General features: G+C 44.2%; 13 protein-coding genes and 1 pseudogene. 7 read left to right on the forward strand and 7 right to left on the reverse strand.

Annotated features, from left to right (window positions below):
* The first annotated feature begins 173 nt into the window (after nt 1-173).
* Nucleotides 174-1,025 carry a pantoate--beta-alanine ligase gene (gene panC / locus IR173_RS15920; protein WP_237040503.1) on the forward strand — a complete coding sequence of 284 codons (852 nt, stop codon included), beginning with the start codon at nt 174-176 and terminating at the stop codon, nt 1,023-1,025.
* Nucleotides 1,022-1,375: an aspartate 1-decarboxylase gene (gene panD, locus IR173_RS15925; RefSeq protein WP_237040504.1), complete on the forward strand. Its 354-nt coding sequence runs from the start codon at nt 1,022-1,024 to the stop codon at nt 1,373-1,375. The genes panC and panD overlap by 4 nt, the downstream gene beginning before the upstream one ends.
* A gap of 97 nt (nt 1,376-1,472) precedes the next feature.
* On the opposite strand, the gene IR173_RS15930 is transcribed toward panD, so the two are convergent.
* From IR173_RS15930 to IR173_RS15955, 6 genes are all read right to left on the reverse strand, one after another.
* Nucleotides 1,473-3,470 carry a fructose-1,6-bisphosphatase gene (locus IR173_RS15930; RefSeq protein ID WP_237040505.1) on the reverse strand — a complete coding sequence of 666 codons (1,998 nt, stop codon included), beginning with the start codon at nt 3,468-3,470 and terminating at the stop codon, nt 1,473-1,475.
* Between the two features lie 9 nt (nt 3,471-3,479).
* Complete coding sequence (locus tag IR173_RS15935) at nt 3,480-5,141, reverse strand: putative transporter (protein WP_237040506.1); 1,662 nt, start codon at nt 5,139-5,141, stop codon at nt 3,480-3,482.
* A 29-nt stretch (nt 5,142-5,170) separates the two neighbouring features.
* Entirely contained in the window at nt 5,171-5,971 is an 801-nt protein-coding gene (nudC, locus tag IR173_RS15940) for an NAD(+) diphosphatase (RefSeq protein WP_237040507.1), read from the reverse strand.
* Between the two features lie 15 nt (nt 5,972-5,986).
* Nucleotides 5,987-8,110 (reverse strand): Tex family protein, encoded by a 2,124-nt coding sequence (locus tag IR173_RS15945; protein ID WP_237040508.1) that lies wholly within the window; start codon nt 8,108-8,110, stop codon nt 5,987-5,989.
* A 145-nt stretch (nt 8,111-8,255) separates the two neighbouring features.
* Nucleotides 8,256-8,543: a chaperone modulator CbpM gene (locus IR173_RS15950; RefSeq protein WP_237040509.1), complete on the reverse strand. Its 288-nt coding sequence runs from the start codon at nt 8,541-8,543 to the stop codon at nt 8,256-8,258.
* 14 nt (nt 8,544-8,557) lie between these two features.
* Nucleotides 8,558-9,523 carry a DnaJ C-terminal domain-containing protein gene (locus IR173_RS15955; protein WP_237040510.1) on the reverse strand — a complete coding sequence of 322 codons (966 nt, stop codon included), beginning with the start codon at nt 9,521-9,523 and terminating at the stop codon, nt 8,558-8,560.
* A gap of 1,399 nt (nt 9,524-10,922) precedes the next feature.
* On the opposite strand from IR173_RS15955, the gene IR173_RS18255 reads away from it, so the two are divergent.
* The 5 genes and pseudogenes from IR173_RS18255 (at nt 10,923) to IR173_RS15980 (ending at nt 16,346) form a co-directional block, all read left to right on the forward strand.
* The gene (locus IR173_RS18255) at nt 10,923-11,213 is read left to right on the forward strand and encodes a sensor histidine kinase (RefSeq protein WP_394800681.1); all 291 of its coding nucleotides are present in this window, start codon (nt 10,923-10,925) and stop codon (nt 11,211-11,213) included.
* Nucleotides 11,194-11,715: pseudogene (locus IR173_RS15965) on the forward strand (sensor histidine kinase); the annotation flags it as partial. The gene IR173_RS18255 and the pseudogene IR173_RS15965, both read left to right, overlap by 20 nt.
* Before the next feature lie 10 nt (nt 11,716-11,725).
* Nucleotides 11,726-13,465: a bifunctional metallophosphatase/5'-nucleotidase gene (locus tag IR173_RS15970; protein ID WP_237040513.1), complete on the forward strand. Its 1,740-nt coding sequence runs from the start codon at nt 11,726-11,728 to the stop codon at nt 13,463-13,465.
* Nucleotides 13,466-13,592: 127 nt separating this feature from the next.
* Nucleotides 13,593-13,859, forward strand: a complete 267-nt coding sequence (locus IR173_RS15975) for a hypothetical protein (RefSeq protein ID WP_237040514.1) — start codon at nt 13,593-13,595, stop codon at nt 13,857-13,859.
* 147 nt (nt 13,860-14,006) lie between these two features.
* A complete protein-coding gene (locus IR173_RS15980; protein WP_237040515.1) occupies nt 14,007-16,346 on the forward strand; it encodes a TonB-dependent receptor in 2,340 nt (779 codons plus the stop codon).
* A gap of 295 nt (nt 16,347-16,641) precedes the next feature.
* On the opposite strand, the gene IR173_RS15985 is transcribed toward IR173_RS15980, so the two are convergent.
* Nucleotides 16,642-19,773 carry an ATP-binding protein gene (locus IR173_RS15985; protein ID WP_237040516.1) on the reverse strand — a complete coding sequence of 1,044 codons (3,132 nt, stop codon included), beginning with the start codon at nt 19,771-19,773 and terminating at the stop codon, nt 16,642-16,644.
* Between the last annotated feature and the right edge of the window lie 123 nt (nt 19,774-19,896).

Raw genomic sequence — 19,896 nt, forward strand, 5'->3', positions numbered from 1 at the left:
GGCTGATAATAAGGGGGGAAAAGTATTATATTTGTGTCCGATAACGAGCTGAAGTTGTCGTTATTGGCATATCTTTGGTTACTAATAAAACGTTTTTTTTTTCGTTATCTCCAAAATAATGGTTTACTTTGCAGCCGTTTTAATGGAAACCACTTAAAAAGAAGTAAGATAAAATGAAGTTAGTTCATACGATTAAAGAGCTTCAGTCAGAGCTTAATGCCCTGCGTAGTATAGGAAAAACAATCGGTTTGGTCCCTACGATGGGAGCGTTGCATGCAGGTCATGCTTCATTAGTGAAACGTGCTGTTGCCGAGAATGATGTGGTGGTGGTGAGTGATTTTGTGAATCCTACCCAGTTTAACGACCGGAACGACTTGATTAAATATCCGCGTACGTTGGATGCTGATTGTGAATTACTGGAGAAGGTAGGGGCGTCTTTTGTTTTTGCTCCGTCGGTGGAAGAAATTTATCCGGAGCCGGATACACGCCAATTCAGTTACGCTCCATTGGATACAGTGATGGAAGGAAAATTCCGTCCGGGGCATTTTAATGGGGTGTGTCAGATTGTAAGCAAACTATTTATGATTGTAGAGCCTGACCGTGCTTATTTCGGCGAGAAAGATTTCCAGCAGTTGGCTATTATTCGTGAAATGGTGAAACAGATGGAATTCAAACTGCAGATTGTGGGTTGTCCTATCGTTCGCGAAGAAGACGGCATGGCTTTGAGTAGCCGTAACGCACGTCTTTTGCCTGAAGAAAGAGAATATGCATTGAATATATCGCAAACTTTATTTAAGAGCCGTACTTTTGCTGCATCGCATACAGTGGCAGAAACTCAAAAGTTTGTAGAGGATGCTATTGCCGCTTCCAAAGGTTTGCGTTTGGAATACTTTGAGATAGTGGATGGAAATAACCTGCAGAAAATTGCCAGTTGGGAAGATACGGAATATGCAGTAGGTTGCATTACCGTATTTTGTGGTGAGGTACGCTTGATTGACAATATAAAATATAAGGAAAAGCTATGATGATTGAAGTGTTGAAGTCTAAACTTCATTGTGTCCGCGTGACAGAAGCCAATCTGAACTATATGGGTAGTATCACGATTGACGAAGATTTGATGGATGCCGCCAATATGATTGCCGGTGAGAAAGTACACATTGTAGATAATAATAATGGAGAACGTTTTGAAACGTATATCATCAAAGGAGAGCGCGGTTCGGGATGTATTTGTCTGAATGGTGCGGCCGCACGCAAAGTGCAGGTGGGAGATATCGTAATCATTATGTCTTATGCAATGATGGACTTTGAAGAGGCCAAGTCGTTTAAACCAACAGTGGTTTTTCCTGATTCGATGACGAATCAAGTGTTAAGATGATTCTTTTAAAATATATCATTTTTATTTTTTAGATGTATTACATTAAAGTTTGTTGAGGAAGGCAACTGTGAAGCTGCCGACCTCTTTTTTTATGTCCTTATAGGGCTTTTTCTTTAATGAGCCCCATGCGGTAGGCCACGAGTAGTTTTTTCAAATCGTTGATTTGGGTGACTAACTCCCGACCTTTGTCTGTGTCCTTCACCATCATCCTTTGTGAACTGAGTTCTACGATTTGTGTACTCGATTTAATATCCTGTCCTTCTTCTATTGCTTTTTGCATGGATGTAAAAGGTTCATGCTGGACTAGCTGGAAGCCGCGTGAGTGATAGACTAATGTATATCCGGCAATGCCGGTTTCTGAATGATAAGCTCTGGAGAATCCTCCGTCTATCACCATCATTTTGCCATTGGCTTTAATCGGGTTTTCACCTTGAATGGTCTTAACCGGAACATGGCCGTTTATGATATGACGGTGTTTTCCTACCACTCCGAACTCATCTAAAAGCATGTCACATACTTTTTCTTCGTTGCGAAGAGTGTAGTAGTGTCCTTTTATTTCTTTGTGCAGTTCCTTTTCTTTCAGAAAGTAGCGTTCAAAGGTAGCCATCTTGTTTTTGTCAAAAGCGGGCGAATCCTTGCCACTCCATAGGTACCAAACATAGTCTATGGCAAATTGCTTCTCTTCATTATCTTCTTCTGCAAAATAGGCTGTGCGTATCAGGTGTCCGACCTTTTCGAGCAGTTTTTTACCTTTATAGGCCTTTCCGGATATCATAACTTCTTTTAAGCTGCCATCTTCATTTAGAGGAACAGAAGCATGGAACAGCAGGTTGGAGTTACTTACGGTATACATGCATCCATAGCGGAACAAACAACGCATGTGCTTTTTCAGCTTTTCGCTGCTGACAAATGAATGATGGAGCTTGTTCATTATTTCTCTTTCTTCGGGAGTCAACTTGTAGGGATCGGCAGAATCTACTGTTGGCAGGAAACAGTCTTTCAGCTCATATTCTTTTCCGTCCAAGGTCAGAATATTCCGTTCAAAGTCAATGCGGTGAAGTAGCATACGGTCATCCATTTCGAAATCGGGGCGGCGCTTGATTATTTCCGCTTCCAACTTGAACTGTATGATACTGATGGCTTTATGCATTTGAGCAATCATGCGCAGGGTCTTTTCATTGTAAGGACATTCCTGACCTTCTACCTTCGGTCCGAACAGGCTGCACGGATCTTCGGCATAAGTTTCCATGGCAAAGGTTGCCAACGGCAGAAGATTGATACCATATCCGTCTTCAAGTACGGACAGGTTTCCATAACGCATTGCCAATCTGAGTACATTGGCCATGCAACATTCGTTTCCGGCTGCTGCTCCCATCCATAAAATATCATGATTTCCCCACTGTACATCAAAATTATGATAGTTGCAAAGAATGTCCATGATGCGGTGGGGAGCGGGGCCGCGGTCAAAAATGTCTCCTAATACGTGCAGTGTGTCGATAGTGAGACGCTGGATAAGTTGACAAAGTGCAATAATGAAATCATCTGCACGGCGGGTGCTGATAATCGTACTTATAATAACATTGATATAGGCCTGCTTGTTGGGTACCATTGAACTTTCGTGCAGCAATTCCTGAATGATGTACGAGAATTCTTTGGGAAGTGCTTTCCGTACTTTAGAACGCGTATATTTGGAAGAAACATTTTGGCAGACACGAACCAATTGGTTGAGTGTAATGACATACCAGTCGTCTATATCTGTTTCCACCCCCTTGATAAGATCCAGCTTTTGTTCGGGATAATAAATCAGGGTGCAAAGTTCTTTCTTCTCATTTTCACGTAAAGTATTGCCGAATATTTCGTTTACTTTTCGTTTGATAGCTCCCGAAGCATTACGTAATACGTGCTGAAAAGCCTCATATTCTCCATGTAAATCCGCCAAAAAGTGTTCTGTTCCTTTGGGAAGGTTGAGAATAGCTTCCAGGTTGATGATTTCTGTACTGGCATCGGCTATGGTCGGGAAGCTGCGCGATAACAGTTGCAGGTATCGCATATCTTCCTGTATGGTTTCGGGGGTAATTTGATTATAAGCGTTCATGGTTATATTTTATAAAAAGAACATGAGTATTAGTTGTGCAATAATGACACGGCTGAACATGGACAGCGGATATACGGTGGCATAGCTCACTGCGGGGTTGTCACCGGGTAAAGTGTCGTTGGCATAATTAAGCGCCATGGGATTGGCCATGCTTCCGCACAGCATTCCGCAAGTGCTGCCAAAGTCCAGATGGCTCATTCGCAAAGCAATAAGTGCCATGATTACGACTGGAAGAAAAGTGATGGCAAATCCCAAGCCAATCCAGATTGCTCCTTCGGGGCGCATTACAGTTTCAAAGAAGTGGGCTCCGGCATCCAGACCCAGACATGCCAGATAGAGTGATAATCCTATTCCTCTCAACATCAGGTTGGCGCTTCGGGTCGTATATGTAATCAGATGGAAACGTGGTCCGAAACAACCGATAAGGATACCTACTACGATAGGGCCTCCGGCAAGTCCGAGTTTGACAGGAGTGCTGACTCCGGGAATAGCGATGGGAATTGAACCGAGAATCAATCCGAGTACTATGCCGATAAAGATGGCGGCAAGATTGGGGTCTTTCAATGTACGAGTCGTATTTCCCAATACTTTTTCTACGTTTTCTATGGCTTTCGCTTCGCCTACCACTGTGAGCCGGTCACCTAATTGGAGGATTAATCCCGGAGTTGCAAGCAATTGCACCCCACTGCGCATCACACGGCTGATATTGATTCCATAGCTGTTGCGCAGACGTAGCGAACCAAGTTTTTTCCCATTGATTTCAGGACGGCTGACAACAATGTGCTTGGAAATCAACTGGCTGTCGATAGCATTCCAGTCAATGTCTTTTTTATTCCAGTCCTGAGCTTCCTGTTCGCCGAAAAGAATGGTAAGGGTAGGGGCGTCCTTTTCGGTAGCGATGACCAGCAAGCGGTCGTCTTCTTTCAATACCTTTTCGGAAGTGGGAATACTCACAGTTCCGTCTCTCCACAAGCGGGAGATGACAAATTTGGGATAACTCAATTCGGCTACTTCTTTGATGCTTTTATTAAAAATAGCGGGGTTGTGTATTTTAAAGGTAGCGATGAAAGTCTGGTTGGTATCTTCGTGATCGTTTGTCTCTATATCCGAGGGGCGTACAAAAAGCTTGCGAACCACCAGCATGGCAAGGATGACACCGACCACTCCCAGCGGATAAGTCACTGCACAACTCAAAGCTGCTCCATTGGCCGGTTCGCCGAGTTGTTTTAAAGTCTGTTGGGCGGCTCCCAAAGCGGGAGTGTTGGTCGTAGCTCCACAGAGGATACCTACCATGTCGCTCATCGGGATAGTAGTGAGTTTACTTAATGCCACAGTCATCACTGTACCAATCAGCACCACTCCCATACCAAGCATATTAAGTTGGACCCCTCCCTTTCGGAAAGAACTGAAAAAGCCCGGACCTACTTGCAATCCTAATTCATAAACAAAGAGCACCAAGCCGAAACTTTCGGCATAATTCAGCATGTTGGAGTCGATGGAGAATCCCAAATGTCCTGCCAGAATACCGGCAAAAAAAACAAAGGTAACTCCCAGGGAGATTCCGAATACATGAATCTTACCCAAGCCGAGACCTACGGCAATAATTATCGACAGGATGACTACCGCCTGTAAGGGAGTATGCTCGAAAAATAGACTATTTAACCATTCCATAATGCAAAGATAGCAAATACTAATTGTAATTATCCTAAATCCGTTTGACTATTTTCACCCAACCAGTCATCTATCAATTTTCTTGCCAGACTGAGTTTTCCCGGTATTTCAGGCAGGTTGTCTTTAGAATAGAAAGCTCCGGCATTTAATTCTTCCGTCTGTAGTTTAATTTCACCGCTTTCATAATCAGCGGTAAATCCTATCATGATACCGCTGGGATAAGGCCACGGCTGGCTGCCGAAATATTTCAGGTTCTTGATGTGCAGTCCGGTTTCTTCCGCTACTTCGCGGTGTACACACTCTTCCAGTGTCTCTCCGGGTTCCAGAAAACCGGCGACAAGCCCATTGAATGTACCGCGAAAGTTACGGGCATGCACCAACAGGATACTGTCTTCTTTTCGTATGCGTACGATGATTGCCGGAGAAATACGCGGATAAAACTCTTGTCGGCATTGCGGACATTTTTTTGCAATGGGAGAGATTTGATGGGTCGGAACGCCGCATGACGGACAGTAACGGCTGTTTTGATCCCAGTTTAGTATTTGGAAAGCCTTGCCTCCCATTTGGTATTCTTGCAATGGCAGAAAATCAAAAGAAGCCCGGAGCCCCACCATTTGTCTTGTCGGGCTTTCGGAGCCCGGAATGGGAGTGTACAGAGAGTAAGTCTTACAGGAAAGTCCGTCCATTTCTCCTATCGTGTGGATAGTGCTGCCGATAGGGATTGTCACGGGAGGTTCTGCACAGCGAGGCACATGATATCCGTTTTCTGTCTGTACGATTAGAATCTGGTCTTTATAAAAAACAAACCAATTGCAAATTTCTTGTTCCATTGTCTTATTTTATTGTCAGTCTAAAATCATCGTTAATTGTATTCTCTTTCTTTCCTTGTCGACAGTCATCACTTTGACTTGAACATGCTGATGTATCCTGACTACGGTGCTCGGGTCACTCACAAATTCCCTGCAGAGCTGGGATACATGTACTAAGCCGTTTTCCTTGATGCCTATGTCGACAAAGCAACCGAAGTTGGTGATATTGTTTATGATGCCCGGCAGTATCATGCCTTCTTTCAAATCATCGATGGTGCGCACGTTCTTGTCAAATTCAAACACTTGGATTTGTTGGCGGGGGTCACGCCCCGGCTTGTCGAGCTCCTGCATGATATCCGTCAGCGTGGGAAGCCCGACTGTGTCGGAAACATACTTCTTAATATCGATTTTGGTACGCAACTCTTTATTCTTTATTAGGTCGTCCACCGTACAATTAAGGTCTTTCGCAATATGCTCCACCACCGGATAACTTTCGGGATGGACAGCCGAATTGTCCAACGGATTCTTTGACTGTGGGATGCGAAGGAAACCGGCGCATTGCTCGAATGCCTTAGCTCCCATGCGGGGAACTTTCATCAACTCCTTTCGGGAATGAAAAGGGCCGTTTGCCGTACGGTAATCTACGATATTCTGGGCAAGTGTGGGGCCAAGACCTGAAACGTAGGTCAGTAAATGCCGACTGGCGGTATTTAGATTGACACCGACCAGATTCACACAACTTTCTACCGTTTGGTCCAGTGACTTCTTTAAAAGAGTTTGGTCTACATCATGCTGATACTGGCCTACTCCGATAGATTTGGCTTCAATCTTGACCAATTCGGCCAATGGATCCATTAAACGGCGTCCGATGGATACGGCGCCACGTACAGTCACGTCATAATCGGGGAACTCGTCACGGGCTGTTTTGGATGCTGAATAGATAGACGCACCGTCTTCACTCACTACAAAGACCTGCAATTCCCGGTCGTAACTTTGTGACGTGATAAACTGTTCGGTTTCCCGACTTGCAGTTCCATTGCCGATAGCGATAGCTTCTATAGCATATTGTTCTACCAATTTGATGATTTTCCGTCCGGCGAGCTGATACTCGCTTCTGGGGGGATGCGGATAAATCGTTTCGTTGTGGAGCAGGGTGCCTTGTGCATCCAGACACACCACCTTACAGCCGGTACGATATCCGGGGTCTATCCCCATTACTCGTTTTTGTCCCAAGGGAGGGGCGAGTAACAATTGCCGCAGGTTTTCGGCAAAGACGCGGATGGCTTCTGCATCGGCTTTCTCTTTGCTGAGGGTGGCGAACTCTGTTTCTATGGATGGTTTTAACAGACGTTTGTAGGCATCACGAACAGCTTCAGCAACCTGATGTCCACATTCGTTATTGCTACGTACGTACATCCGTTCGAGGCGGTCGCTACATTCCTCGTCGTCAGGACTGATAGTCACTTTCAGCAGGCCTTCCGATTCTCCCCGGCGGATGGCGAGCAACCGATGCGAAGTGCATCGTTTCAGAGGTTCGCTGAAGTCGAAGTAATCACGGTATTTGAGGGCTTCCTCTTCCTTGCCTTTTACCACTTTGGAGGAAATGACCGCCTGACGCGAAAATTGATTGCGCAGTTGGTTGCGGGCGCGCTCATCCTCATTTATTTGTTCGGCTATGATGTCACGGGCGCCTTTCAGTGCATCTTCTTCGTCTTTTACTTCCCCTTTCACGAAAGAGCCGATACGGGTTTCCAGATGATTTTCACGTTGCAGCATTAAGAGGGTGGCAAGCGGTTCCAGGCCTTTTTGTCTGGCTGCTTCCGCGCGGGTCTTCCGTTTGGGCTTATAGGGGAGATATATATCCTCCAGTTCGGTAGAATCCCAGCAGGATTCTATGCGGGTGCGCAACTCACCGGTCAGTTTACCTTGTTCATTAATAGTAGATAAAATGGTCTCTTTGCGTTTGGACAATTCGCAAAGTTTATCGTTGCGGTCTTTTATCTCGCCAATTTGCACTTCGTCCAGCCCTCCTGTTGCTTCTTTGCGGTATCGGCTGATAAATGGGATGGTGGCGCCTCCGGCCAACAATGACAATGTGTTATTTACTTGGTGCACGGCAACGCCCAGTGCCGTGGCTATCATTTTGCTGAATAATTCCATGTTTATCGTTTTCTATCGGAGTGCAAAGGTAATATTTACTAATCAGAAATCCCTACTTCCGCAAAACAAAATGAAGGTGTGTTCGCAAAGACGGTTATTTTGCTTTGCACACACCTTCATTCGGGGCTGTATGTCATGGTTCCTGCTAGCGGTAGAATTGCAGTTCGCTTTTTAGTGAACGAACTTGGTGTTGTAAGGACTCTATCCGTTCCAGCATGTGGTGGATGGCATCTATGCCTGCTATGTTGATGGACAGGTCATAGTATAAATGTGTATAACGCTCTAGTTCCGCTAGCTGTGACACCGGGATATAGCGTTCCTCGTCAATCACTTGGACGTTGATTAACCCGTCTTCTTCCAGTTCCACAATAAACGACGGGTCTACGTGGCAACGGTCACAATAATCATTGATAATTATTAAATCGGTCTGCATAATCCTTCTCTTTTTTAGTTGTTACTATTTTTTAGTTGGCGGAACAATTCTTTCTGATGTTCAGTCAGGTTGGTGGGGATGGTGATGTTATAAGTCACAATCAGGTCGCCAAACTTTCCTTCTTCTTTATAGACAGGGAATCCTTTTCCTTTCAAACGGACTTTGGTGCCGTTTTGGGTTTCGGGTTTCACTTTCAGCTTAACTTTTCCGTCCAGGGTGTCTACGGTTTCTTCACCGCCCAGCACGGCTGTATAAAGATTGAGTGGGGCAGTGACATAGAGGTCATTGCCTAAACGTTTGAACACAGGGTCGTCTGGTATGACGAAGGTGATATAGAGGTCGCCGTTAGGCCCTCCGTTTACTCCCGGTGCGCCATGCCCGCGCAATTTGATGGTTTGTCCGTTGGCAATGCCGGCAGGAACTGTGATGCGGATATTCTTACCGTTCACGTTGAGCACCTGCTTATGTGTCACGGCAGCCTCGCGCAGTGACAGTTGTAACTCGGCGTTATAATCTTGTCCTCGGAATCCGGCACCTCGTCCGCTGCCGGCTCCCGCTCCCCGATGTCCGAACAACTCTTCGAAGAAATCAGAGAAGCCGCCGGCATTACCGCCGAATCCTCCGCCTCCTCCGAAACCTTCTTCGCCATTGGAAGAATACCAGTACGAGCCGTTTCCGTCAGAACCGAATCCGCCGGCCCTGCCTCCAAAGCCTCCGGTTCCGTATTGTTGCTTTTGTTTCTCAAATTCATCGGCATGTTTCCAGTGTTCGCCGTATTCGTCGTATTTCTTTCGCTTTTCCGGATCACCCAAAACCTCGTTAGCTTCATTTATCTCCTGAAATTTATCTTTGGCCGAAGGGTCGTTAGGATTTAGGTCAGGATGATATTTGCGGGCTAACTTTCGGAAAGCCTTTTTGATATCATCTTGGGTGGCGTTTTTGTCCACTCCCAATACTTTGTAATAATCGATGTAAGCCATATTGTTTTTAGTTAAATTTCGTCTGTTATGAGGGAAACAAAATACATGCCAATTAGTTGTGCTATAATTTATTTTATTATCTTTGCACCTGTATTTTTTAGATTTATTCTGAAAGAGAATGAAAAAAGTGATAATAATATACCGATTTCTACTGTTAGTCATGCTGCTTACGGTTGGATTTTTACGTCCGTTAAAGGCTGAAGTGACCACAGACGGTACGATTCTGATTATCACTTCTTATAATCCCGAAACACGTAGTATCTCTGACAACTTGTCTGCTTTTATGGACGAGTATAAACTGCGGGGAGGCAAGCGTCTCATTACGATAGAAAGCATGAACTGCAAGAACTTGTCCGAGGCTCACCAGTGGAAAGAACGCATGGCTTCTATTCTTGAAAAATATGAACGCACTTCGGCACCTTCACTGATTATATTGTTGGGACAGGAAGCGTGGGCGGCTTTCATCTCTCAGGATTCAGAGATAGCCAAGAAAACCCCTGCCATTTGCGGAATGGTGAGTGCAAATACCGTTGTCTTGCCCGAAGACAGTGTGGATTTGGTAAAATGGTCTCCCGATAGCAAGGACATCTTTAAAGATTTTCCCGATTATAATATTGTTTCCGGTTATGTCTATCAGTATAATGTGGACAAGAATATTGAGCTGATGCGTCGTTTTTATCCGAATCTGAAGAAAGTCGCGTTTATCTCGGATAACACGTATGGTGGTCTTTCCATGCAGGCTTTTGTAAAGAAGGAGATGCAAAAATATCCCGAACTGGAACTGATGTTGCTTGACGGTCGGACCAGTAGTTTTCTGGAGGTCAGCGAGAGGATACGCCATTTATCGGGCGATGTCTGCGTACTGGTGGGTACGTGGCGCATAGACTGTACGGAAAACTATGTGATGGGCAACACGACGTATATGTTGCGTGACGCCAATCCTACATTGCCGGTCTTTACCATTGCATCTGTCGGTTTGGGACATTGGGCTTTAGGAGGTTATACTCCGGTTTATCATAAGGTGGGAAAAGAAATTGCCGATGCTGCATATAGCCTTTTAGACGGCAAGGCCGACAAGGAAATTGGTGTTGTGCCTGTCCCCGGCCATTATGTGTTTGATGTAAAGCGGATGCATCAATTTGGACTGGATTCCATCCATCTGCCCAAAGGTGCCGAGCTGGTGAATAGGACTCCCGGATTTTATGAGCAATACAAATCTTGGGTAATCGGAGTCGTAGCGGCATTTATGTTCCTGATAGCCTGCTTCCTGATAGCCGTATATTACATTGTCCGCATCAATCATTTGAAGGATAATTTGGAAAAATCCGGTGAAGAACTGTTGGTTGCCAAGGAGAAAGCGGAAGAGGCAAACAGATTGAAAACGGCTTTCCTGGCTAATATGAGTCATGAGATACGCACACCGCTGAATGCCATTGTCGGCTTTTCCAGTGTGTTGGTCGGTGATGACGCCACGAGTGAAGAAAAGGCACAGTATTGCGATATCATTCAAAAGAATTCTGATTTATTGCTTCACCTCATTAACGATATTCTTGATATTTCCCGCATGGAGTCGGGGCGTATTAAGTTTGTGGAAGAGGAGTGTGATGTGGTGGAACTGTGCCAAACGGCATTGACTACGGCAGAGTATGCCCGCCGTACTCAGGCTANATTTATTGCTTCACCTCATTAACGATATTCTTGATATTTCCCGCATGGAGTCGGGGCGTATTAAGTTTGTGGAAGAGGAGTGTGATGTGGTGGAACTGTGCCAAACGGCATTGACTACGGCAGAGTATGCCCGCCGTACTCAGGCTATGTTTCAGTTTGAAACTCCGGTGGCTTCGTTGATATTGAAGACAGATGCACAACGCCTGAAGCAGGTGCTGATTAATCTTCTTTCCAATGCCGCCAAATTTACGCCTTCCGGTTCTATCCGTTTGGCAATCAAGATAAATAAGGAGAATAACTGTTTGGAGTTCTCGGTGACAGATACCGGATGTGGTATCCCTGTCAATAAGAGCGAAAGGGTTTTTGAGCGGTTTGAGAAATTGAATGAATATTCCCAGGGTACAGGTTTGGGGCTCTCTATCTGCAAGTTGATTGTGGAGAATCTGGGCGGTAAAATCTGGGTGGATAAGAACTATAGAGAAGGGGCACGATTTGTGTTCACTCATCCGTTGAATAAAAAATAATAGGTGTAGTATGAAATATTTAATATGTTTGGCGGCTTTGCTATGGGCCGGAATAAAGCTGACGGCAGCTGATAATGTGAAAGAGGTAGAGATAAAGATAATAGAAACGAGTGACGTACACGGTAATTTCTTTCCTTATAACTTTATAGAGAGAAAAGAGTGGAACGGAAGTTTGGCGCGTGTTTATTCTTATGTCAAGGAGCAGCGCAAGTTATATGGAGACAATTGTATTTTGGTTGATAACGGTGATATCCTTCAGGGACAGCCTACCGCGTATTACTACAATTTCATCGACACGGTTTCTACTCATGTGGTAGCCGAGATGCAGAACTTCATGGGGTATGCGGTGGGCAATATGGGAAATCATGATGTAGAAACCGGACATGCTGTGTATGACCGCTGGATAAAGCAATGCAAGTTCCCCATATTGGGAGCCAACATAGTGGATAATGCCACAGGCAAGCCTTATCTGAAACCTTACGAAATAATCAACCGCGATGGCGTGAAGATTGCCATTCTGGGCATGATTACTCCTGCCATTCCTTCTTGGTTGCCCGAGAAGCTGTGGAGCGGACTTCGTTTTGAAGATATGCAGGCATGTGCCGTCCGTTGGGTGGATATCATCAGGAAGAAAGAAAAACCTGACGTGCTGATTGGTTTGTTCCACGCCGGAAAATCAGGTAATGTACTGGGCAGTGTGGTGGAAGATCCTTCTATGGACATAGCCAAGAAGGTGCCGGGCTTTGATATGGTATTGATTGGACATGACCATACACGCGCTTGTGTGAAAGTTGCCAATGTCAAAGGAGACAGTGTGCTGGTGATTGATCCGGCAAGTAATGCGAATGTGGTATCCGATGTGACGCTGAAGGTAAAGTTGAAGAACGGAAAAGTAGTGTCTAAATCGGTGAATGGAAAGCTGGAGGATATGAACAAATATCCGGTAAGTAAAGAGTTTATGGCACATTTTGCTCCACAATATAAAGCGGTCAATGATTTTGTATCGCAGAAAATAGGAAAGATTTCGAGAACGATTTCCACCAAAGACGCTTACTTCGGCTCTTCGCCGTTTATAGATTTGATTCATAAATTGCAGTTGGATATATCGGGAGCGGATATTTCTTTATGTGCTCCATTGTCTTTCAAGGCCGAAATTCCTGAAGGCGAAATACTGGTGAGCGATATGTTCAATCTGTATAAATATGAGAATATGCTTTATGTGATGGAGTTGAGCGGTAAAGAGATTAAAGGTTTTCTGGAAATGTCATATGCCATGTGGACCAACCGGATGAAAGACGCCAATGACCATTTGTTGTTATTCAAGCAACCGATAGAAGAGGGTAAGCGTGCTAACTTTGAGTATTACAGTTTCAACTTTGATTCTGCTGCCGGCATTAATTATACGGTAGATGTAACAAAGCCTCAGGGCGAGAAAATAAATATCCTGAGTATGGCGGACGGCACTCCGTTCGATATGAACAAAATGTATAAAGTGGCGTTGAACTCTTATCGTGGCAATGGCGGTGGCGATTTGCTCACTGTAGGAGCCGGAATAGCAAAAGAGGACTTGTCCAAGCGTATTGTCTTTGCAACGGATAAAGATTTGCGTTACTATCTGATGCAATACATCGAACAGCAAAAGAACTTGTATCCGCACGCTATGCACCAATGGAAATTCATTCCCGAAGAATGGACTGTGCCGGCTGCGAAAAGAGATTATAAGTTGCTCTTTGGAGAGGACAAAGAGTGATTTCTACAATAATATAAGATATTGAAAACAAGATTTTTTTGTCTGGGAAGATTTGAGTAAGAGAAGGTACATATTAGCTCCGTTATTTCTGCTGGCACTGTTTCTGACGTACCAGGTAAGCATCACTATGTTTACTCACGTACATATCATTAACGGTGTGATGATTGTACACTCTCATCCTTCATCGGGCGACCATCATACACATACTGCGGGGCAGGTGATAACCATCGCTCACATTGGCTCCTATCAAACGATTGAACCGGAGGTAGGGGCAAGCTATGTGACTGTGGAATGTCCGGTGCTGTATGTTCTGAGACTGAATGCGAATACTTTCCGCCCTATTGCGCCTCACACGCATTGCGTTCACCTGCGCGCTCCTCCTGCTTACTGTTGAAATATTAAAACTTGGTACGAAAAAGACAATTGTCTTTTTAAAAAAGGTCGAAGTCTTTTTTGAAAACTTCTTGAAGTTTTCTGAAACGCGATATAGAGACCTTATAGAATCCTTTTATTTATAATTTAACAGTAAGACAACTTAATAATGAGACAATATATTTTATTGCTCGTGCTCATGGTGATGGGTGCGGGCATGACTGTGTACGCCGAAGATGTAAATCCTGTGAAAGTTGGTAATGTAATTTCCGGTCACGTAATAGAGAAGGGAACGGAAGCAAGCTTGCCTTATGCCACTATCTTGATTGTAGAGACGGGGCAGGGAACTGTGTCGGATGAGAATGGGGAGTTTGTTTTTAAGAAGATTCCGGCAGGAAAATATACATTGCGTGTGCAATTGTTGGGCTACGAGACTCAGGAAAAGAAAATAACCGTGAGCAATGACTTTACGGTGGACGTACACTTCCTGATGAATGATGACAGTATTTTGACCGACGAAGTGGTGGTCTCAGCTAATCGGAATGAGGTGAGCCGCCGTGTGGCGCCTGTGGTGGTGAATGTGATGAATTCAAAGCTATTTGAAACTGTAAACTCTACGGACTTGGCTAAGTCTTTGAATTATCAGTCGGGACTTCGGGTAGAAAATAACTGTCAGAACTGTGGCTTCCCCCAAGTGCGTATCAACGGACTGGAAGGGCCTTATTCCCAGATTCTGATTAACAGCCGTCCGGTGGTGAGTGCATTGTCGGGCGTGTATGGGCTGGAGCAGATTCCGGTGAATATGATTGACCGTGTAGAGGTGGTGCGCGGGGGAGGTTCTGCCTTGTTTGGTGCGAATGCGGTGGGCGGAACCATCAATATCATAACAAAAGATCCGGTAAGCAACTCATTTCAGGTGTCGTCCACCCTGTCGAACATGAATGGTAAAGTGTGGGAACAATATATGGGTGCCAATGCTTCGTTAGTCTCTAAAGATAACACCTACGGCATTGCCCTCTATCAGTCATATCGCAACCGTAACCCTTATGATGCAGACGGAGATGGGTTCTCCGAATTGGGTAAACTGAATATGAATACCTTCGGTTTGCGCACCTATTACCGTCCCACTCAGTTCAGCAGAATCAGTTTGGAATATCACACGACGAATGAATTCCGCCGGGGTGGAAACAAATTTGATTTGGAACCTTTTGAAACGGATATCACAGAACAGACCAAACATGTGATTAACAGCGGAGGGCTGAGTTACGACATCTTCTGGAAGGAGTACAAGCATAAACTGTCCTTCTACTCGTCTGTTCAGCACACTGATCGTAACAGTTATTATGGTGCCCAGCAAAATCCCGATGCATACGGCAAGACAAAAGATCTGACTTGGGTTGCCGGAGGTATGTATGTCGGCAATTTTGAAAAAGTGCTCTTCTCACCGGCTACCTTTACTGCCGGCCTGGAATATCAGAACAACTCTTTGCACGACATCATGTTGGGTTATCATCGGGATATGAAACAGGATGTGCGCATTGCCAGCGGGTTTGTACAGAACGAATGGAAAATGAACTATTTCACATTGTTGGCAGGTTTCAGAGTAGACAGTCATAATCTGATTGATAATCCTATCTTCAGTCCGCGTGTGAATCTTTTATATAAACCGACTGAGAAGCTTCAGGCCCGATTAACTTGGTCTACCGGTTTTCGTGCTCCGCAGGCGTACGATGAAGATTTGCATGTGACTGCTGTGGGAGGCGAAGGTGTGTTGATAAAGTTGGCGGATGGGTTAAAGCCCGAACATTCCAATAGCTTCAGCGGTTCTGTGGATTGGACTGCCAATATAGGACATTGGCAGACTAACCTTTTGCTGGAAGCTTTCTATACAGGGCTCGATGATGTGTTTGTGTTGGAAAAGATAGGGCAGGATGAACAGGGAAACACCGTTAAAGAGCGTCGTAATGGTAATGGAGCTCGCGTATATGGTGTCAATCTTGACGGAAAACTTGCTCACGGACGGGATTTGGCTTTACAGGTGGGCTTTACGGTTCAGCGCAGCCGTTATACCAAATACGAAAGCTGGAGCGAGGACGAGCATGTGGAGCCGACCAAGTTTATGCCCCGTACTCCCGACTATTATGGTTATTTCACTTTGACCAGTGCTCCTTTTAAGAACTTTGATATGTCGGTGTCGGGCGTATATACAGGACGTATGCACGTTCCCCATCTGGCACCTGACTTTAGTGTGATACCCGAGAATTATGAATACAGTTATATTCAGCAGGACGAATTGGTACATACTCCCGATTTTTTTGATTTGAATCTGAAATTGAACTATACCTTTGTGCTGAACGACCACATCAAGTTACAGTTGAACGGCGGCGTTCAGAATATCTTCAATGCTTTCCAAAAAGATTTGGATAAGGGAGGTTTCCGTGATTCCGGTTATTTCTATGGCCCCACACAGCCACGGACTTATTTCATAGGAGTAAAGATTACGAATTAATCTATCGGTCTGTTCCGGTCGGCACATGGCCGAAAATGTTGTGGGTCATGAGGGTGTGTCGAAACGCTCATAAACTAAAAGTCGAGGGTGTGTCGAAACTAAACCGGCCTATCCCATCGTCAGCTGTAGGGGCAGGGTTTGCCTGCCCGAAGACACAAAGTAAACTGTTTTCGGGCGAGCGAACCTCGCCCCTACGAACGAAACGACAGCATTATCCACGTTTTGACACAACCCCGATTTCGATAAAAGGGAAGTTTTGACACATCTTCATGACTCGCGTTTTTTCTTGGAGGTATCATAAGAATATGATTCTCTTTTGCAGGATGGATGCTATTTGTTGTTTCAGCAGCGGTGCATTGATGGGCTTGGACATATATCCGTCAAATCCGTTTTCCATTGCTCTTTGTTCGTCAGATGCATAAGCAAAAGCGGTTATGGCAATGATAGGCACATCAGCAGATAGCTTCCTTATTTCTTTGGTAGCTTCATAACCGTCCATTCTCGGCATATTTATGTCCATTAAGATGATTTGAGGTTGGTGTTCCTTAAATTTTTCTACTGCTTCCTGACCATCCCAGGCATGAATAAGGGAATAATCTTTCCGCAGAATAGACTGGAACAAGCGGTAGTTGCTTTCGTTGTCTTCGGCTATCAAAATGGTCAGCTTGTCTTTTTGAACGGTAATCGGCTGAAATTCTTCTGTTTTCTTTTCGCTCAATTGAGCCGGTTGATAGGGGATGGTAAACCAGAATGTAGAACCCTTTCCTTCCTCTGATTCCACCCCTATCGTTCCATTCATGTGCTCTATGATTGTCTGACAGATAGAGAGCCCCAGTCCTGTGCCTTGTGCAAAAGAGTTCAGTTTGACAAACCGTCCGAATATCGAATTTTTTTTATTGGCAGGGATGCCGCATCCAGTGTCTGTGACATGGAAGTATAGCATCTTACCGCGTATCTCGTATCCGAACGTGATGCTTCCCTTTTTGGTAAACTTTATGGCATTTGTGAGGAAGTTATTGATAACCTGCATAAGCCGGTTCTTTTCTGTACGAATGAAGCAGGAGGAGAGAGGAGTTTCTGTAATGAGTTGCACCTCACTTCCTTCCATACGGCATTGGGTGATGTTTTCTATTTCCTTTATGATTTCGTTCAGGTCTACATTCGAATAACTGAACTCCAGAGTGCCGGCCTCAATTTTTGACAAGTCTAATATATCACTGATAAGTTGCAACAGCAGTGTATTATTACTTTCGATAATATTGATGTACTCCTGTTTTTCCACTTCCTCTTCTGTTGAGGCCAAAATATTTGAGAATCCGATGATGGCATTCAGAGGAGTACGAATTTCATGGCTCATATTGGCGAGGAAAGCAGATTTGAGGCGGTTGGATTCTTCCGCACGGTCTTTGGCCGACAACAGTTCTTTCTGCATCATCTTTCTATCTGTAATGACCAATGAGGAACCGACCAATGTGAGCGGTCTGTTTTGTTCGTCTCTGGTCTCGACGGCAGCCTGTGCTTCCACCCAGTCGATTTTTCTTCCGGCCTTTCCTTTGTTCAGTACGCGGTATTCTTCTTTCACCTTACTGATTTTTCCTTCTATTAAATCATGGAAGGCTTGTATGACTCTTGGGCGGTCTTCTTTAAGTATCTTAGAGAAATACTGTTCTTCCGACACACTTAACTGCTCTTCTTTGATGTCTCCCGATATGGCTGTCATAAGAACCGGCCGGTTGATATCACATAGAATGGAGTGTTCCTTCAGATTCCATTTCCAAGGGATGATATTGGCTATTTCCAAGGCCATGGATAACTTATGGTTGGTAGAACTCAACATCTGTTGTGCGTTATGCAGCTCTGTACTGTCGAGACAGAAAATGTCCACCGTATCCTCTTCCATAGACGGACTGAGCACGATATCATAAAACGTATCCACATCTTTAAAGTAATAAGGGAATGTGATGGAACGTTTTTCCCTCAAGGCTGTTTCCATGAAACGAGTAAATTCCCCCATGGATTCAGGAAACAGTTCGGAGCCTTTTTTCCCGATTATGTTTTCCTTTTTCTGGAAAGAAGTCTCAAAGAAACGGTTGACATCACAAAAAATTGTTTCGACAATATTTCCATTTTCATTTCTAATCACTTTCTCTTTCATGTAGAGGATAGGCATATTGTCGATGAGGTTTGTGTATCTCACTTGATTTTCGAATTCTTGTTTTTGTACTCTTTTGAGCTCTTTCAATATTCGTATGCGCTTTTGCTGAATCATAGCTATGAGTAAGAAGGTTATGAATACACCAATAATCGCCCATCTGTATTTCTTGAAGAAGTTTTCCGGTTTGTCATAGAATATGGTATCGGGTGGACACAGTTTAGGATGAAGGCCTTTCTGGGTTAATGTCATGTAATTGAATGTCGGGTGCGCGTTTGTGGGCGAGAAGAAAGGAATGGCCCTGGCCGGCTTTCCGTTCAGTATTTGCTGTATTTTCTTAAAAAGCTCATTGATAAACAATTTCTCATTATACATATATCCTCCTACCATTCCGCCATCGTCCATTCCCGCATATCGGATAGAGAAGAGGGGAGCAGCGATGCTGGAAAGGCTTCGATAGGCATTAATCAACATCTTTTTCGATGTTAAAGTCTCTGTAAACCAGGTAGAGGTCAGAATACCAGTTTCTTTATCGGCATTTCTTAAAGCATCATATAGTTCGGGCAAAGTATAATTATAAGAGGATATGAACTGGTACTGAAGAAAAGGATATTTTTGATTCACTATATCCTGTAATTGCTTATTGTATTCAGGATTGGGATAAATGCCATCTCCCAAGAAGATGAGCTTTTTCATATTGGGAATCATGTGCAGCATCAACTTTACGCTTTCTTCCAGATAGGCGGGAGTATGCATAAAAGTAATATTGTAGTCATCCCTTAAGCTGTCTACATAGATTTTTTCTTTGGGAGTTGCCGTATCCTGTTTCCTGTAATACTCTTCCGCATAGACATAAGGGTCTGATCCGCATACCAAAATAGGTACATCTCCCCATATTTCTTTCACCTCTTCTCTGAAGACCATGCTCATACTTCCCAGCATAATCAATAATCTAGGAGGGACTTTTCCATATTTTTTCAGCAATAACTGAGGAAACTTGCTGGCCATGATTGAGTCATTGACCATCAGGAGGTTCAGGTGCTCAATATAGGCATCTATTTCTTTGATTTCAGCCATTTTATGCATAATAGGGGCTGTGAGACTGTTGCTCCATGGGGAAGACTCGTTGTAACTGTTCAATATAAGTACATAACCATATTGGTTACTGTCTTTATTGCTGGCTTTACCGGAATAAGTACAGGTAAAAAATAAACAAATACATACGGCCAGTATTTGTAAGAATTGCCTTGATGCGGCTATGTGTTCTTCATTCATTGCAGAAAATAGACTCTTTATATTATACGCTCTGTTAGACTTTTCCTACAAAAGTAAGACAATATCAGAGAGTTAGTTAGAAAACTATCATAATTAACAAATATTGGCTCTGTTGGCTAAGCT

It is taken from the genome of Phocaeicola faecalis (genome assembly GCF_021730445.1).
GTDB lineage: Bacteria > Bacteroidota > Bacteroidia > Bacteroidales > Bacteroidaceae > Phocaeicola > Phocaeicola faecalis.

What these genes read in the sequence shown, in the direction of transcription:
- panC (WP_237040503.1), top strand. Translation starts at nt 174, where the DNA reads ATGAAGTTAGTTCATACGATTAAAGAGCTTCAGTCAGAGCTTAATGCC.
- panD (WP_237040504.1), top strand. Translation starts at nt 1,022, where the DNA reads ATGATGATTGAAGTGTTGAAGTCTAAACTTCATTGTGTCCGCGTGACA.
- IR173_RS15930 (WP_237040505.1), bottom strand. Translation starts at nt 3,470, where the DNA reads ATGAACGCTTATAATCAAATTACCCCCGAAACCATACAGGAAGATATG.
- IR173_RS15935 (WP_237040506.1), bottom strand. Translation starts at nt 5,141, where the DNA reads ATGGAATGGTTAAATAGTCTATTTTTCGAGCATACTCCCTTACAGGCG.
- nudC (WP_237040507.1), bottom strand. Translation starts at nt 5,971, where the DNA reads ATGGAACAAGAAATTTGCAATTGGTTTGTTTTTTATAAAGACCAGATT.
- IR173_RS15945 (WP_237040508.1), bottom strand. Translation starts at nt 8,110, where the DNA reads ATGGAATTATTCAGCAAAATGATAGCCACGGCACTGGGCGTTGCCGTG.
- IR173_RS15950 (WP_237040509.1), bottom strand. Translation starts at nt 8,543, where the DNA reads ATGCAGACCGATTTAATAATTATCAATGATTATTGTGACCGTTGCCAC.
- IR173_RS15955 (WP_237040510.1), bottom strand. Translation starts at nt 9,523, where the DNA reads ATGGCTTACATCGATTATTACAAAGTATTGGGAGTGGACAAAAACGCC.
- IR173_RS15970 (WP_237040513.1), top strand. Translation starts at nt 11,726, where the DNA reads ATGAAATATTTAATATGTTTGGCGGCTTTGCTATGGGCCGGAATAAAG.
- IR173_RS15975 (WP_237040514.1), top strand. Translation starts at nt 13,593, where the DNA reads ATGTTTACTCACGTACATATCATTAACGGTGTGATGATTGTACACTCT.
- IR173_RS15980 (WP_237040515.1), top strand. Translation starts at nt 14,007, where the DNA reads ATGAGACAATATATTTTATTGCTCGTGCTCATGGTGATGGGTGCGGGC.
- IR173_RS15985 (WP_237040516.1), bottom strand. Translation starts at nt 19,773, where the DNA reads ATGAATGAAGAACACATAGCCGCATCAAGGCAATTCTTACAAATACTG.